Source organism: Halobacillus kuroshimensis DSM 18393 (genome assembly GCF_000425705.1).
Classification (GTDB): domain Bacteria; phylum Bacillota; class Bacilli; order Bacillales; family Halobacillaceae; genus Halobacillus; species Halobacillus kuroshimensis.
The window spans coordinates 870,975-884,572 of record NZ_AUDY01000008.1 but is presented as its reverse complement, the minus strand read 5'-3'; the positions used below and the strand labels follow the sequence as shown (position 1 = coordinate 884,572).

Genomic DNA, 13,598 nt, shown 5'->3' with positions numbered 1-13,598 from the left:
AAAAATGTAGGTAATGTGTGGAACAGAGGTGAAAAGAATGAACTTAGAAGAGTATCATTTGACAGGTAAGGATATACTGGAAAAAGACTTTAAAACATCCATGCGGGGGTACAATCAGGAAGAAGTGGATGAGTATCTGGACTTAATTATTCAGGACTATGACCGCTTTCAGCAGGAGATTGAACGCCTCCAACACGAAAATGACCGTTTGAAGAAAATGTCCTCAAGAGAGACTGCTTCCAGGCAGAAGCAGAACACAGGCAGCACACCGCAGGTCAATTACGACATTCTGAAGCGGGTATCCAATCTGGAAAAAGCTGTGTTCGGAAACAAATACGCCGAAGAATGACAAAAAAATCCACATGACAAAAACGAAGGATTCTGGTATACTCTATCAGTGCGTCATTAAAGCGTAAATGAAACAGATGACAACATACATTTGAATACTCGGGTAATCGCTGCGCAGCTTGACTGCGCAGAGGAAAGTCCATGCTCGCACAGTACTGAGATGTCTGTAGTGTTCGTGCCTGACGAAATCATAAGTCAGGGGAGTTCTTTTGAACTTACGGCAGGGAAAATTCCTACGTCTACGGATAGGGAATGACTACCTTGAAAGTGCCACAGTGACGGAGCCGGTATAGAAATATGCCGGGTGGAACGAGGTAAACCCCGCGAGCGAGCAACCCAAATTTAGGTAGGGGCACTTTTTGAAGGGAAACGAACCTGAGAAAAGGCCGTTTTACGGCAGATAGATGATTGCCACCGGAGTACGAGGCTGACCACCGCTGGCAGTACGATGGAACAGAACATGGCTTACAGAGTATTCAAAGGTCGTTCATTATGTATAAGCTACCCTTCTGGAAAGCCCTATGCTTTTTAGAAGGGTTTTTATTTTGACTTTCATATGTAAATGGAAAGGCAGGGAGAAAAAAGATGCCGGGAAAAGTAACATTAATTGCGACAGCGGCGATGGGCCTGGAGTCAATCGTCAGTAAAGAAGTGAAAGCGCTCGGGTATGAGGATGTGGAAGTGGAAAATGGACGTGTCATTTTCCAAGCCGACGTGTCAGCCATTCCGCGAACGAATTTGTGGCTGCGGACAGCAGACCGGGTTAAACTGCTTGTCGGCCGGTTCAAAGCGACAAGTTTTGATCAATTGTTTGAAGAAACGAAAGCCCTGCCATGGGAAACGTTCATTGAAGAAGACGGAGAGTTTCCCGTTGTAGGAAAATCGGTTAAATCGAAACTGTACAGTGTTCCGGACTGTCAGGCGATTGTTAAAAAAGCGATTGTGGAACGATTGAAGAAAAAGCATGGAGTGGCCTCGTGGCTGAAGGAAACCGGCTCCTTTTACAGAGTGGAAGTGGCTATTCATAAAGATGAAGCCCTTCTTACAATCGATACATCCGGTTCAGGCCTCCATAAGCGCGGCTATAGAGTGGGACAGGGGGAAGCCCCGTTGAAGGAAACAATGGCCGCAGCTCTCGTTCAGATTACGAACTGGCATCCGGACAAGCCGTTTGTCGATCCTTTCTGCGGCTCTGGAACCATCGCAATCGAAGCCGCTTTGATCGGGCAGAATATTGCACCAGGGTTTAATCGCGAATTTGCATCGGAAGGCTGGGGGTTCATCCCGCAAAAAGCCTGGGATGATGCCTTTCAGGAAGCGGAAGATGCCGCGGATTATGACCAGCCTCTGGATATTACAGGGTCAGACCTTGATCCGAAAATGATTGAAATCGCCAGAAAAAATGCGATGGAAGCGGGACTTGGTGAGCTTGTCTCGTGGAAGCAGATGCAGATGAATGATTTGAAACCGAAGCAGGACGGCGGATATATTGTATCCAACCCGCCTTACGGGGAGCGGATCGGTGACCGTGAAGAAGTGGAACAGATGTACAGAGATCTTGGCATGATCATGCGTGATTATCCATCATGGAGCGTTTACATCCTGACGTCCCACGAAGGCTTCGAAAAACTGTACGGCCAGTCCGCAACGAAGAAGAGGAAGCTCTTCAATGGATATATCAAGACGGACTATTATCAATATTTCGGGAAGAAGAAAAAACAGACAGCCAAAGGCTTTTAAAGAGTGAAGGAGAAGATCGTCCGGATAACCGGGCGGTCTTTTTCTATTCCTGTGTGTAGAGAGAAAGACTGCTATAATGAAAAGGTATCTACATAACGATGTTGGAAAAAGGAGAGGGTACTGTGAGCAGTCATACCGAGAAGGAATTTCAGGATCTGCTGAAGGAACAGGCGTCCTATGAAGAAGCTATTGGTTTAATGGCATGGGATATGCGGACAAAAGCACCGAAAAAAGGGATAGAAGGACGTTCAGAGGTGATTGGAGTCCTTTCTTCCAAAGTGCATGAAATCCAGACTTCTGATCAGATGAAAGCGATGATCAGCGAATTAAAGGGGCGGGCATCCAGTCCGATGATGGAGAGAGCGGTCGAAGAAGCGGAAGAAACGTATCTTCGCACGGTGAAAATACCGGCAGAAGAATACAGGGAATATGTGACACTGCAGAGCCGGGCGGAATCGGTCTGGGCGGAAGCAAAGGACAACAATGACTTTGCCCTATTCCAGCCCTATTTAGAGAAACTGGTGGACTTTAAGCGCCGCTTTGCTGAATATTGGGGATATGAAGAGCATAAATATGACGCACTCCTGCACAGTTATGAGCCTGGCATGACCGTCCGGATTCTTGATGAGGTTTTTCCTAAGGTAAGAGAGGCGTTGACAGGTCTGCTGTCTGATATTCAAGCTTCTGATAATAAACCCGATCCATCTGTTCTGGAAGGACATTTCCCTAAAAATCAGCAGGCTGCCTTCAGTGAGGAGATTTTGAAGCGGATGGGCTATGATTTCGAGGCGGGGCGGCTGGATGAAACCATCCATCCATTTGCCATCGGTTTGAACCAGAATGATGTGCGGGTAACGACGAAATACGATGAGAAAGATTTTCGGACCGCTGTATTCGGTACCATTCATGAAGGTGGTCACGCTCTATATGAGCAGAACATTTCAAAAGACTTAGCCTTCACTCCTCTGGCGGATGGGACAAGCATGGGAATCCATGAATCCCAGTCCCTTTTCTGGGAGAACTTTATCGCAAGAAGTGAAAGCTTCTGGAAAAACCATTACCCCGTCTTCAAGAACTATGCACCCGAAAGCTTTAAGGAGCTTCCTTTGAGTGACTTTTATAAAGCTGTAAATGAAGTGAAGCCTTCGTTCATACGAATTGAAGCGGATGAGCTGACCTACTGTCTTCATATTATGGTCCGCTATGAGCTGGAGAAAGCCTTGATCGGCGGGGAAATTGAAGTGAAGGATCTGCCTGATTTATGGAACAGGAAGATGGAGGACTACCTTGGCATCATTCCTTCCAACGACGGTGAGGGAGTGCTGCAGGATATCCACTGGTCAGGGGGGGATTTTGGTTACTTTCCTTCCTACGCTCTCGGCTATATGTACGCAGCCCAGATGAACGCGGTGATGAGGAAAGATATTGATGTGGATGAATGTATGGAAAAAGGGGATTTCAAACCGATTCAGGAGTGGTTGACGGCGAACATTCACAAGTATGGAAAAATGAAGAAGCCGCTTGAAATTATCCAGGATCTGACAGGAGAAGGGTTGAATCCCGATTACCTCATTACGTACGTAACTGAAAAATACCAGAACATCTATAAGTTATCCAAGTAATTAAAAAGATACCCAGCTGCATGCAGCTGGGTATCTTATCATTATGACATTTCACCAATTAAATCCGGGGCTGCTGGGAAGTCGGCATCTTTTAGAATCTGACCAAACTGCTCATTGAATTCCGTTGCTTTTTCTTCAGCAGCTGAGAAGTCGGCCTCTTCTAGATTTTCATCCAATGCTTTTTCTACTTCCTCGTAGTAAGCCTGAAGAGAAGGCATGGCTTCCTGGATTTTTGTTTTCGTTTCATCAGGAAGTTCGGTTTCTACGGTGTAGTCTGAAGCGGCAGCCGCTGCTTCACCAGCGGCTGTTTTCGCTTCTTCGCCTGCTGATGTAATGGTTTCTGTATCCGGCTCTTCCTCAGCAGCCGCTGCTTGATAGGCGGAAATTTTCTGCTGGTGCGGTTTAAATGTATCGGTCAATTCCATCTGGGCATCCATCAGTGATTTTTTTAGATCCTGGCTGTTATTTTCTTCTGTTTCAGCCGTTTCTTCGTTTTGTCCTTCTGAATCACTGCTTTCTTCTGTGTCTCCGCTGCATCCGGCTGTTATCAATGCCGAAGTTACACCGAGAGCAATCAACCATTTTTTCAAAGTTATGACCCCCTTATGTAGTTACAACGTTTATTGTAAAAAAGCAGGAGAAAAATGTAAAGAATTAGCAAAAATGTTACAATATACTGAAAATTCATCGAATAAACAGGAGGATGACCTATGTATCTGCCAAATTTCAGACTGGATCACCGCTTAGCTGTTGTCACTGGAGGAACGAAAGGGATCGGAAGGGCCATTACGCTGGCCTTTGCTGAATCCGGTGCTGACGTTATCGTCATTGCGAGAAACAGCGAGGAGCTTGACCAAGTAAAGAATGACGTAGAGGAACTGGGGCAGCGGGCTTTTCCAATAGTAGAAGACATTAATCATTATGATCTTATCATTGAAAAAGTCGAGAAAATCAGGCGGGGACGGCCCATTGACATCTGGGTGAATAACGCCGGCATGAATATCCGGAGTGAAGCCGCCTCTGTCTCCGAATCGGAGTGGGACCAGATCATCAATACCAATATGAAAAGCGCCTTCTTTCTTTCTCAATATGCCGGACGGATCATGATGGATAACACGGCAGGTAAGATTATTAACATCTCTTCTGTAGGGGGGCACACCGCTCTTCGGACTGGTGTGGTTTATGCCATGACGAAGAGTGCGCTCATTCAGATGACTAAGAATCTTGCCCTTGAATGGGGGAAGTACAACATCAATGTCAACGCGATCGGGCCGTGGTACTTTCCAACATCCTTGACAGAAAAGCTGCTTCAGGATGAGGAGTATGTGAAAGAGATTCTCGCACGGACGCCGTTAAACAGGATTGGAAAGCTGGAAGAACTCAGCGGCGCAGCCGTATTTCTGGCTTCAGATGCCGGCAATTATATGACAGGACAGACGCTCCTTGTAGATGGAGGCATGACCATTTACGGCTTTTAAAAAATGAAAAAACAGCCATCATCCATAGCGGAATCTTTGCCTTTTAACCCCAACTTAAAACTTAGTAGCAACTCCGAATTATAAAAAAGAAAAAACCATCACTTAAGAAGAAATCCATACAAACATAAATCTCCTTTTTTTACACATAGTAAGAAAAAGGAGGATGACAATGCCTTACATTATTGCTGCAGGAACGGCCCGTGCGGAATATTCCTGTCCTCAAACAGATGTCCAGCACCTGGTAAAAGAACTTTTTCCCATGAAACCTCACGAGATGAAACGACTGCTTCCCATCTTTGAACATGCGGAAGTAAAAGAACGACAGTTTGCGCAGCCATTGGATTGGTATAAAAAGCAGCACGGATTAAAAGAACGAAATGACCTGTACGTCGATAAAGCTCTCCAGTACAGTTTAGAAGCGGTGAAAAACTGTGTAGGAAAGGTGTTTGGAGGAGATTTTGACTATGGATCCATCGATCACGTCATATTTGTCTCATCAACAGGAATCGCCACTCCAACTCTCGATACCTACATAATGAATGAACTGCATTTTAAGGAGAGTGTGAAACGAACCCCGATTTTTGGTCTTGGCTGTGCAGGTGGAACGAGTGGAGTAGCAAAAGCTTATGAATGGCTGCTGGGACATCCGGATAGCTGCGTGCTGGTGGTTTGTGTGGAACTGTGCAGTTTGACATTCCAATTGGATGATGCAACAACAAGCAATTTTGTGGGAACAGCATTATTCGGAGACGGTGCTTCTGCCGTACTTGTTTCGGGCGATACATGGAAAATGAACAACCAGCTTCAAGAAACGGTTCCTTCGATAATCAGTGCCAGCTCCAAAACAAAACGGAATAGTGAAGATGTGATGGGGTGGCGTGTCGTGGACAATGGCTTTGAAGTTATTTTCAAAAAAAGTATTCCACGGTTAGTGAAGGATTTCTGGAGTGTCCATGCACGTGAAGTATTGAATGAGCACCAATGGGATATCAACGGGCTTCCATTTATCGTCGCGCACCCCGGAGGGAAGAAAGTACTGGAGGCGTACAAGGAGGTTCTCCAACTGGAAGATTCTGTGCTGACTTCCTCCAGAAACGTATTGGCGCAGCATGGAAACATGTCTTCACCAACCGTCCATTTTGTCCTGGAGCGTATTATGGACCAGCGTCCTGAAGCGGGCACGCGTTCGTTCATGACATCTCTCGGACCTGGCTTCAGTTCAGAAATTATCAGTTTGGAGTGGGTATAGATGGAGATGCTGTTGTGGCTGATCTTTTCGTTGATTATTTTTCAGCGCTTTGGTGAACTTATTCTGGCAGCAAGAAATCGGAAATGGATGCTTTCTCAAGGCGCGAAAGAATGGGGGAGTAATCATTATTATCTGTTTATCCTTCTGCATGCCCTGTTTTTTCTGTCCATCATAGCAGAATACACGTTTACTACTTTTGTGTTTCAACCCATCTTCTATCCCGCCGTTTTTCTTTTTATAGTTCTCCAAGGGATGAGAATATGGTGCATATCTACACTTGGGAAAAGGTGGAACACAAGGATTCTCGTTCTTCCCGAGGAGAAACCGATCAGTCGTGGGTTATATAAATATATGAAGCATCCTAATTATGTGATTGTATTTTTTGAGCTTCTGGTCATCCCTGTGTTGTTTCATGCTTATGCGACTGCACTTGTTTTTCCTTTTCTCCATCTTATGGTTTTAACGGTCCGGATACCGGAAGAAGAAAAAGCGCTGAAGGAGCGGATATAGGAGAGATTTTACGTTGCGGACCTGCCGAAGCTCTGCTATAATTTCTAAATAGAAATGAAAATCATTTTCAATTAGAAAGGTGTGCAGATGATGGTTCTGCTTCTTCTTGCTGTGACGATGGTGTACAGTGTTCTTATGATCTATATAACAGCTAAAGTCGGGGCTGCGCCGGCCGTTTCTGTCATCGACAGATTGAAATTACAAAAGCGTGCATCCCTTGAGGAAATGAGAAAAGAATATGAAACGTCCATTTCCGCCAGGCCCTAGGACCTGGCTTTATTTTTGAAAAAGAAGCAAAGACAGAAGAAATTTGTCGAATAAAAATGCTATAATGGGGACGGACAGAAGGAGTGATTTTGTACTCTTTCGCGAACGTGAAGGGTTCAACGATCTATGCACGAAGGAGCGTCCTATGAATCGAAAACATGACTTGGCTTATTTTCTTGAGGATCTATGGAGCAGAGGCTTTAAACTGAGTGATGAGGATGTACAGTTTATTTACTTTGGTAAAAATTCGACGAATGCAGCTGAATGGAAAACCATTATTGCTGTCCGGACAACATTGAAAGCACAGCAGTCCTTTGATGCCAGCTTCTTTATCAGTGTGCTGGAACTTATTGCAGACGCATCCATTACAAGCAAGCGCCGGGCCTATGAAGTAGTGGAACAGAAGCTGGCTTTAAAGAAGTCATAACAAAACCCAGATCAGGATTGATCTGGGTTTTGTGCGTGTTTCAACAGGCATTCGCGGGCAAGCTTGTCCGCATGCCGGTTTTGTTTGTCTGGTATCCATTTATAAAATACAAAAGAAAAGGACTGTTCCAGCTCCTGAATGTGCTCGAATAAAGGAAGGAACTTTTTGTTTTTCGTATATTTCCGATCCAGTGTATCCACAACGATTTTTGAATCAGAGCGGATGGAAATGATCTCACCGGGATAATCCGATCGGCACAATTCCAGAGCACGGCTGACCGCAAGGAATTCCGCTTCATGATTGGTCCATGTTCCAAGAAAGAACTGGTGTTCTTCGGTTTGATTGTTGGTTTTGATCACAATCCCCGCGGCGCTCATGCCCGGATCGCCGCTGCAGGCAGCATCTGTGTGTACTTCAATCATCAAGACCCTCCTCACTCAGAGCGTGGAAATTTTTTTGCTATATAAAAGAATGGGGTATCCAAAGCCGATACAATAAATTTAATGACGTAGGTCGTCAGGAATATTTCCAGCCATATATCAGCTGGATAAACGCCGTAAAAGGCGATGAAGCAGAAAACCGCTGTGTCCAGCAGCTGGCTGATCATGGTGCTTCCGTTGTTGCGGATCCATAAATATTTATCATCAGCAAACCGTTTCTTCAACCCGGCGTAGAGCCACACATCAAAATATTGACTCACCAGATAGGCAGCCAGACTTCCGGCTGCTACTCTCGGAACAATACCGAACAGCGTTTCCAGTGCGGGTTGAGCGATATCATTTGTTCCTGGCGTGAACAAGAGAGCCCCCTGCATAAGGACTGTCATGGCAAGCAGAGAGCTGAAACCGAGCCAAACCGCTTTTCCAGCTTCTTTCTTTCCATATTTTTCATTTAATATGTCCGTAGCTAAAAAGGCTGTTCCATAGACGATGTTCCCAAGTGTCGCCTGTAGACCGAACAACTCAATGGTTTTCACCACCTGGATGTTGGCCACCACTGTAGCCATACCGATCCAGACAAACAAGCCTGTTCTACCGAATATCCGGTAAACTCCAAGCAGAAGTATGAAGTTTATGATTGCAAAAATGAGCCATATCATTTCGTTATTCATGCTGCAATTCCTCCTAGTTTTGGTAACGCGGGAGTTCCCGAACCGCGTATGCGTACAACAGCGCTAAATTATACGACGGAATAGGCAGGAATGCAAGGATAACGAAGAATGAAAAAAAGCAATCTCAAAAGAGACTGCTTTTTTGGTGATTTATGCTTTTTCAACGTTGGCCGCCTGTGGACCGCGGTCGCCTTCAACGATTTCAAATGTTACGGCCTGTCCCTCTTCAAGGGATTTGAAGCCTTCCTCCTGGATCGCAGAGAAGTGGACGAATACATCGTTGCCGCCTTCTACCTGGATAAAACCGTAGCCTTTTTCTGCATTAAACCATTTTACTGTACCATTCTGCATGTTGTTTCCTCCTAAATCTTGCACGTCAAACGTGGGAATTACAAATACACACCGAAATAAAAAAACCATACAAGTGCGGAAAATAAATTCCGGTCACTCCTATGGGCTTTACCAGTCATTTATCTTTCCGATCGTGATATTTGCTTACTACAAATATATCTTATGAGGAAAAAAGCGTCAACATTCTGACTATACTTTTTTCTTTTAAAAAACCTTTCAGATTAAGATTAGGAAGCGGATACACGCAGAGAGGGTTCACAAGAGTGGATGACTATAACTATCAAGCGGTGTAAGGTACAATAGAGGTGGAAAAGAGAAAGGATGATACATATGAATAAAGACATTGATATAGCCCTTGAAGCACAAATGAAACCCATTAAGGACATAGCTGCCGGATTGAATCTCTCCGAAGAGGACTGGGAACCTTACGGGCATTACAAAGCGAAGCTGTCTGACAAACTTGAACAAAAGCTGGAAGGTCGTTCATCCGGGAAGATTATCCTTACAACCTCCATTAACCCGACGCCTGCAGGTGAAGGGAAGTCCACGGTTACTGTGGGGCTTGGACAGGCATTGAACAAGCTGAACAAAAAGGCGGTCATCGCTTTAAGGGAACCCTCCCTTGGGCCGACGATGGGACTGAAAGGCGGAGCCGCCGGTGGTGGGTATTCCCAAGTGGTCCCGATGGAGGAAATCAACCTTCACTTTACAGGAGATATTCATGCGATCACTTCTGCGAATAATGCCCTCTCGGCTTTTATAGATAATCACATACACCAGGGCAACGAGCTGAATATCGACCCTCGTCGTATTTCATGGAAGCGTGTGGTGGATTTGAACGACCGGGCGTTAAGAGAAGTGGTCGTAGGACTGGGAGGGCCTGTCAAAGGTGTACCGCGGGAAGATGGATTTATGATTTCTGTCGCCTCTGAGATTATGGCTGTTCTTTGTCTGGCTTCAGATCTTCAGGATTTAAAAGAACGCCTGGCCCGCATGGTCATCGGCTATACGCATGACAGAAAACCTGTAACGGTACAGGAACTCGGTTATGAAGGTGCTCTGACTCTCCTATTGAAGGATGCTGCTAAACCCAATCTGGTTCAGACTTTGGAAAATACCCCGGCAATCATACACGGAGGGCCGTTTGCCAATATTGCGCACGGATGCAATAGTGTCAAGGCTACGAAGATGGCTGCGAAACTCGGCGATTACGTCGTAACAGAAGCCGGGTTTGGAGCGGACCTGGGCGCAGAGAAATTCCTGGATATCAAAACACGTGCAGGCGGATTTGAACCCGATGCCGTAGTGATTGTGGCGACGATCCGTGCCTTGAAGATGCATGGGGGTGTAGATAAAAAGGAGCTTCACAACGAAAATACAGCTGCTTTAATGGAAGGGGCTGCCAATTTAAAAAAACATATGGAAACGATAGAGCAGTTCCAAGTCCCTTATGTTATTGCTATCAATGAGTTCCCGACAGATACTAAAGCAGAGATTGATACCTTGACAGCGTGGTGTAATCAAGAGGGGGCACCCGTCTCTCTTGTTCAGGTCCATGAGAAAGGCGGCAGCGGTGGATTGGATCTTGCTGAAAAAGTCATAGCTGCAGCGGATCAAAAACATCAGCCGCTTGCCTACACCTATGAGCTCGAAGATTCCATAGAGCAGAAAATAGAAAAAATTGCCCGCAGGATTTATGGGGCCGCCGGCGTTGAATTCTCATCCAAAGCTGAAAAACAGATGCGTCAGATGAACAACCTGGGCTTTAACAACCTGCCGATTTGTATGGCCAAAACCCAGTACTCTCTTTCCGATGATCCATCGAAGCTTGGGCGTCCGGAAGATTTCACGATTACAGTTAGAGATTTATATCCTTCCATCGGTGCTGGATTCCTGGTAGCTTTGACGGGAGATGTCATGACGATGCCGGGTCTACCTAAAAATCCGGCAGCTCTCCAGATGGATGTTGATGCGTCCGGAGTTGTAAAAGGATTGTTCTAATCTTTGATCATCTTCCTGTGGACGCTGTTATACAAAGAGGAGGGACATCGATGACGATCAATATTGGACTTACCGGGTGGGGCGATCACGCCTCTCTCTATTCGGAGAAAACACGTTCAGAAAACAAGCTTTCCGAATATGCTTCTCATTTCCCTGTAGTCGAAGTGGATACAGCTTTTTATGCGATTCAGCCGCTGTCCCGCTACGAAAAATGGCTGAAAGAGACACCGGACTCGTTCTCTTTTGTTATTAAAGCATTCAACCAGCTGACAGGACATGACAGGGAATCCAGGTCCGTTCAGGAAGCGAGAGATCTTATGCTCCGTTATGAGGAGTCGGTCCAACCGGTATGGGAAGCTGGAAAAGTAAACGCCCTGCTGTTTCAGTTCCCTCCGTGGTTTGATGTAAGAAAAGAGCATATCCGCAAATTAAGGTATATACGGGAGTGGCTGGAGCCGTATCCGATCGCTCTTGAATTCCGGAACCGAACGTGGTTTCAGGAGGAATACAGGGCGCAGACACTTTCTTTTATGAAGGATCAGCAGTGGATTCACAGCATCTGTGATGAACCACAGGCAGGAGAAGGGTCCGTTCCCCGTATTCTTGTGCCGACCCATCCCAATAAGACGCTCGTGCGTTTTCATGGACGGAATACACACGGGTGGAACAAAAATGGCCGTAAAGACTGGCGTAAAGTCCGTTTTCTTTACCGGTACAGCCATGATGAGCTTGCCGAATGGGCGGAGCGGGCCCGGGAGCTCGAACAGGAGACCCCTGAAGTTACGCTCCTATTCAACAATAATTCCGGCGGGGATGCCGCAGACAATGCCAAACAGTTTCAGGAAATGCTGAACATCCATTACAACGATTTAAATCCAAGACAGATGGATTTATTCAATTTTTAGGAGGTTCTATGAAGAAGACAGAGATGTTGGAAAGAATCCGGACCTATACGGCCTCGCAGTTTTCAGGGGACGCGACCGGCCATGATTACGAGCATATGAAACGGGTCGCCTTCTGGTCGGCTGCGATTGCCAGGAAGGAGAAGGGGGATCCCTTTATGTGTGAAGCTGCCGGCTGGCTCCACGATATTGGAGACCGGAAGCTGACAAAACATCCTGAACAGGCGTTGAAAGAAAGAGATTCGTTTCTTCTTTCCCTGTCCCTGACCCAAAGAGAGGTAGAAGAACTGGATGCATCGATCCGTGATGTGTCGTTTTCAAAAGGACGTATCCCTCAAACGTGGACAGGAAAAATCGTCCAGGATGCTGACCGGCTGGATGCGATAGGTGCCATTGGTATCGCACGCACGTTTGCTTATGGTGGAGCGCATGGACAGCCGTTGTATTCAGAAGATGGATCCCGGGATTCGTTCAGCCATTTCGAGGAGAAGTTACTGAAACTGGTCTCTCTTATGAATACGGAAACAGGCAGAAATGAGGCCTCCAGGCGCCATTCATTTATGGTACAATTCCTTGAAGAAATGCGAAATGATATTTTTATCACCAATGAGGAGGTTCATCATCATGACAAATAACGAACAGGCCTATCTTGATTTGTGCCGGCTCGTATTGGAAGAAGGCAGTGAAAAATCTGACAGGACAGGGACAGGTACATATTCTGTGTTCGGCCATCAGATGCGCTTTGATTTAGAAGAAGGTTTCCCTCTTTTAACGACCAAACGGGTGCCGTTCCGTCTGATTGCGAGTGAGCTGCTCTGGTTTATTAAAGGAGATACAAACATTAAATATCTTCTGCAGCACAACAACAATATTTGGAATGAATGGGCGTTCAAGACCTGGGTGGAAAGTGAGGACTACCACGGGCCGGATATGACGGACTTCGGCCGCAGGAGTCAGCAGGATCCGGAATTCCAAAAGGTTTATGAAGATCAGATGAATCTTTTTAAGGAAAAAATCCTTACCGATGATACGTTCGCTGATACCTACGGTGAGCTTGGTTCTGTTTATGGAAAGCAGTGGAGGGAATGGAAGACGAGCAGGGACGGCAGCATCGATCAATTGAAAAATGTGGTGGAAAGCATCAAATCCAACCCTGATTCCCGCCGCCATATCGTAACGGCATGGAACCCGGAGGACGTCCCTTCCAATATGGCACTGCCCCCTTGTCATGCCATGTTCCAATTTTACGTAGCGGATGGTAAGCTTTCCTGCCAGCTTTATCAGCGAAGCGGCGATATCTTCCTGGGTGTGCCTTTTAACATCGCCAGTTACGCCCTTTTGACACACTTGATCGCTCACGAATGCGGGCTCGAGGTCGGAGAATTCATTCATACGCTTGGAGATGCCCATATTTACACCAATCACATAGACCAGATTCAACGACAGCTCAGCAGAGAACCCCGAGGGCTGCCGAAGCTTCAGCTGAACAGTGAAATCTCAAGTATTTTCGACTTTGAGATGAAGGATATTACAATCGAAGACTATGACCCTCATCCGGGAATAAAAGCACCGGTAGCGGTGTAAACCATAGA

General features: G+C 46.0%; 16 protein-coding genes and 1 other RNA gene. 13 read left to right on the top strand and 4 right to left on the bottom strand.

The features are described from left to right. The first annotated feature begins 37 nt into the window (after positions 1-37). The 4 genes from gpsB (at position 38) to H615_RS0106455 (ending at position 3,710) form a co-directional block, all read left to right on the top strand. Positions 38-349 (top strand): cell division regulator GpsB, encoded by a 312-nt coding sequence (gene gpsB, locus H615_RS0106465; protein ID WP_027954378.1) that lies wholly within the window; start codon positions 38-40, stop codon positions 347-349. A gap of 94 nt (positions 350-443) precedes the next feature. Then, an RNA gene (gene rnpB / locus H615_RS22010) (RNase P RNA component class B) lies at positions 444-821 on the top strand. 112 nt (positions 822-933) lie between these two features. Next, complete coding sequence (locus H615_RS0106460) at positions 934-2,088, top strand: THUMP domain-containing class I SAM-dependent RNA methyltransferase (RefSeq protein WP_027954377.1); 1,155 nt, start codon at positions 934-936, stop codon at positions 2,086-2,088. Positions 2,089-2,210: 122 nt separating this feature from the next. After that, complete coding sequence (locus H615_RS0106455) at positions 2,211-3,710, top strand: carboxypeptidase M32 (RefSeq protein WP_027954376.1); 1,500 nt, start codon at positions 2,211-2,213, stop codon at positions 3,708-3,710. Between the two features lie 41 nt (positions 3,711-3,751). Here H615_RS0106455 and H615_RS0106450 read toward each other — a convergent pair whose 3' ends face one another. Beyond that, complete coding sequence (locus tag H615_RS0106450; protein WP_027954375.1) at positions 3,752-4,300, bottom strand: hypothetical protein; 549 nt, start codon at positions 4,298-4,300, stop codon at positions 3,752-3,754. A 120-nt stretch (positions 4,301-4,420) separates the two neighbouring features. Here H615_RS0106450 and H615_RS0106445 point away from each other — a divergent pair, with 120 nt between their 5' ends. From H615_RS0106445 to H615_RS0106425, 5 genes are all read left to right on the top strand, one after another. After that, positions 4,421-5,188 (top strand): SDR family NAD(P)-dependent oxidoreductase, encoded by a 768-nt coding sequence (locus H615_RS0106445; protein ID WP_027954374.1) that lies wholly within the window; start codon positions 4,421-4,423, stop codon positions 5,186-5,188. A gap of 169 nt (positions 5,189-5,357) precedes the next feature. Continuing rightward, positions 5,358-6,437, top strand: coding sequence for a type III polyketide synthase (locus H615_RS0106440; protein WP_027954373.1), 1,080 nt, complete (start codon positions 5,358-5,360; stop codon positions 6,435-6,437). Further along, complete coding sequence (locus tag H615_RS0106435) at positions 6,438-6,947, top strand: isoprenylcysteine carboxyl methyltransferase family protein (RefSeq protein WP_027954372.1); 510 nt, start codon at positions 6,438-6,440, stop codon at positions 6,945-6,947. A 90-nt stretch (positions 6,948-7,037) separates the two neighbouring features. After that, positions 7,038-7,214, top strand: coding sequence for a hypothetical protein (locus H615_RS22290; protein ID WP_156896448.1), 177 nt, complete (start codon positions 7,038-7,040; stop codon positions 7,212-7,214). Positions 7,215-7,359: 145 nt separating this feature from the next. Next, a complete protein-coding gene (locus H615_RS0106425) occupies positions 7,360-7,641 on the top strand; it encodes a DUF6123 family protein (protein ID WP_027954371.1) in 282 nt (93 codons plus the stop codon). Positions 7,642-7,652: 11 nt separating this feature from the next. Here H615_RS0106425 and H615_RS0106420 read toward each other — a convergent pair whose 3' ends face one another. The 3 genes from H615_RS0106420 to H615_RS0106410 all read right to left on the bottom strand — a co-directional run bounded on the left by H615_RS0106420 (position 7,653) and on the right by H615_RS0106410 (position 9,103). Then, on the bottom strand, positions 7,653-8,063 hold the full coding sequence (locus H615_RS0106420) for a ribonuclease HI family protein (protein ID WP_027954370.1): 411 nt from the start codon (positions 8,061-8,063) through the stop codon (positions 7,653-7,655). Positions 8,064-8,074: 11 nt separating this feature from the next. Further along, positions 8,075-8,752: a queuosine precursor transporter gene (locus H615_RS0106415; RefSeq protein ID WP_027954369.1), complete on the bottom strand. Its 678-nt coding sequence runs from the start codon at positions 8,750-8,752 to the stop codon at positions 8,075-8,077. 150 nt (positions 8,753-8,902) lie between these two features. Then, positions 8,903-9,103 (bottom strand): cold-shock protein, encoded by a 201-nt coding sequence (locus tag H615_RS0106410; protein ID WP_027954368.1) that lies wholly within the window; start codon positions 9,101-9,103, stop codon positions 8,903-8,905. A 330-nt stretch (positions 9,104-9,433) separates the two neighbouring features. Here H615_RS0106410 and H615_RS0106405 point away from each other — a divergent pair, with 330 nt between their 5' ends. The 4 genes from H615_RS0106405 to H615_RS0106390 are packed head-to-tail and all read left to right on the top strand — an operon-like array spanning position 9,434 to position 13,590. After that, a complete protein-coding gene (locus H615_RS0106405; RefSeq protein WP_027954367.1) occupies positions 9,434-11,104 on the top strand; it encodes a formate--tetrahydrofolate ligase in 1,671 nt (556 codons plus the stop codon). A gap of 50 nt (positions 11,105-11,154) precedes the next feature. Beyond that, positions 11,155-12,009, top strand: a complete 855-nt coding sequence (locus H615_RS0106400; protein ID WP_027954366.1) for a DUF72 domain-containing protein — start codon at positions 11,155-11,157, stop codon at positions 12,007-12,009. 8 nt (positions 12,010-12,017) lie between these two features. Further along, positions 12,018-12,641 (top strand): HD domain-containing protein, encoded by a 624-nt coding sequence (locus H615_RS20965; RefSeq protein WP_051254605.1) that lies wholly within the window; start codon positions 12,018-12,020, stop codon positions 12,639-12,641. Further along, entirely contained in the window at positions 12,631-13,590 is a 960-nt protein-coding gene (locus H615_RS0106390; protein WP_027954365.1) for a thymidylate synthase, read from the top strand. The genes H615_RS20965 and H615_RS0106390 overlap by 11 nt, the downstream gene beginning before the upstream one ends. Positions 13,591-13,598 lie beyond the last annotated feature (8 nt).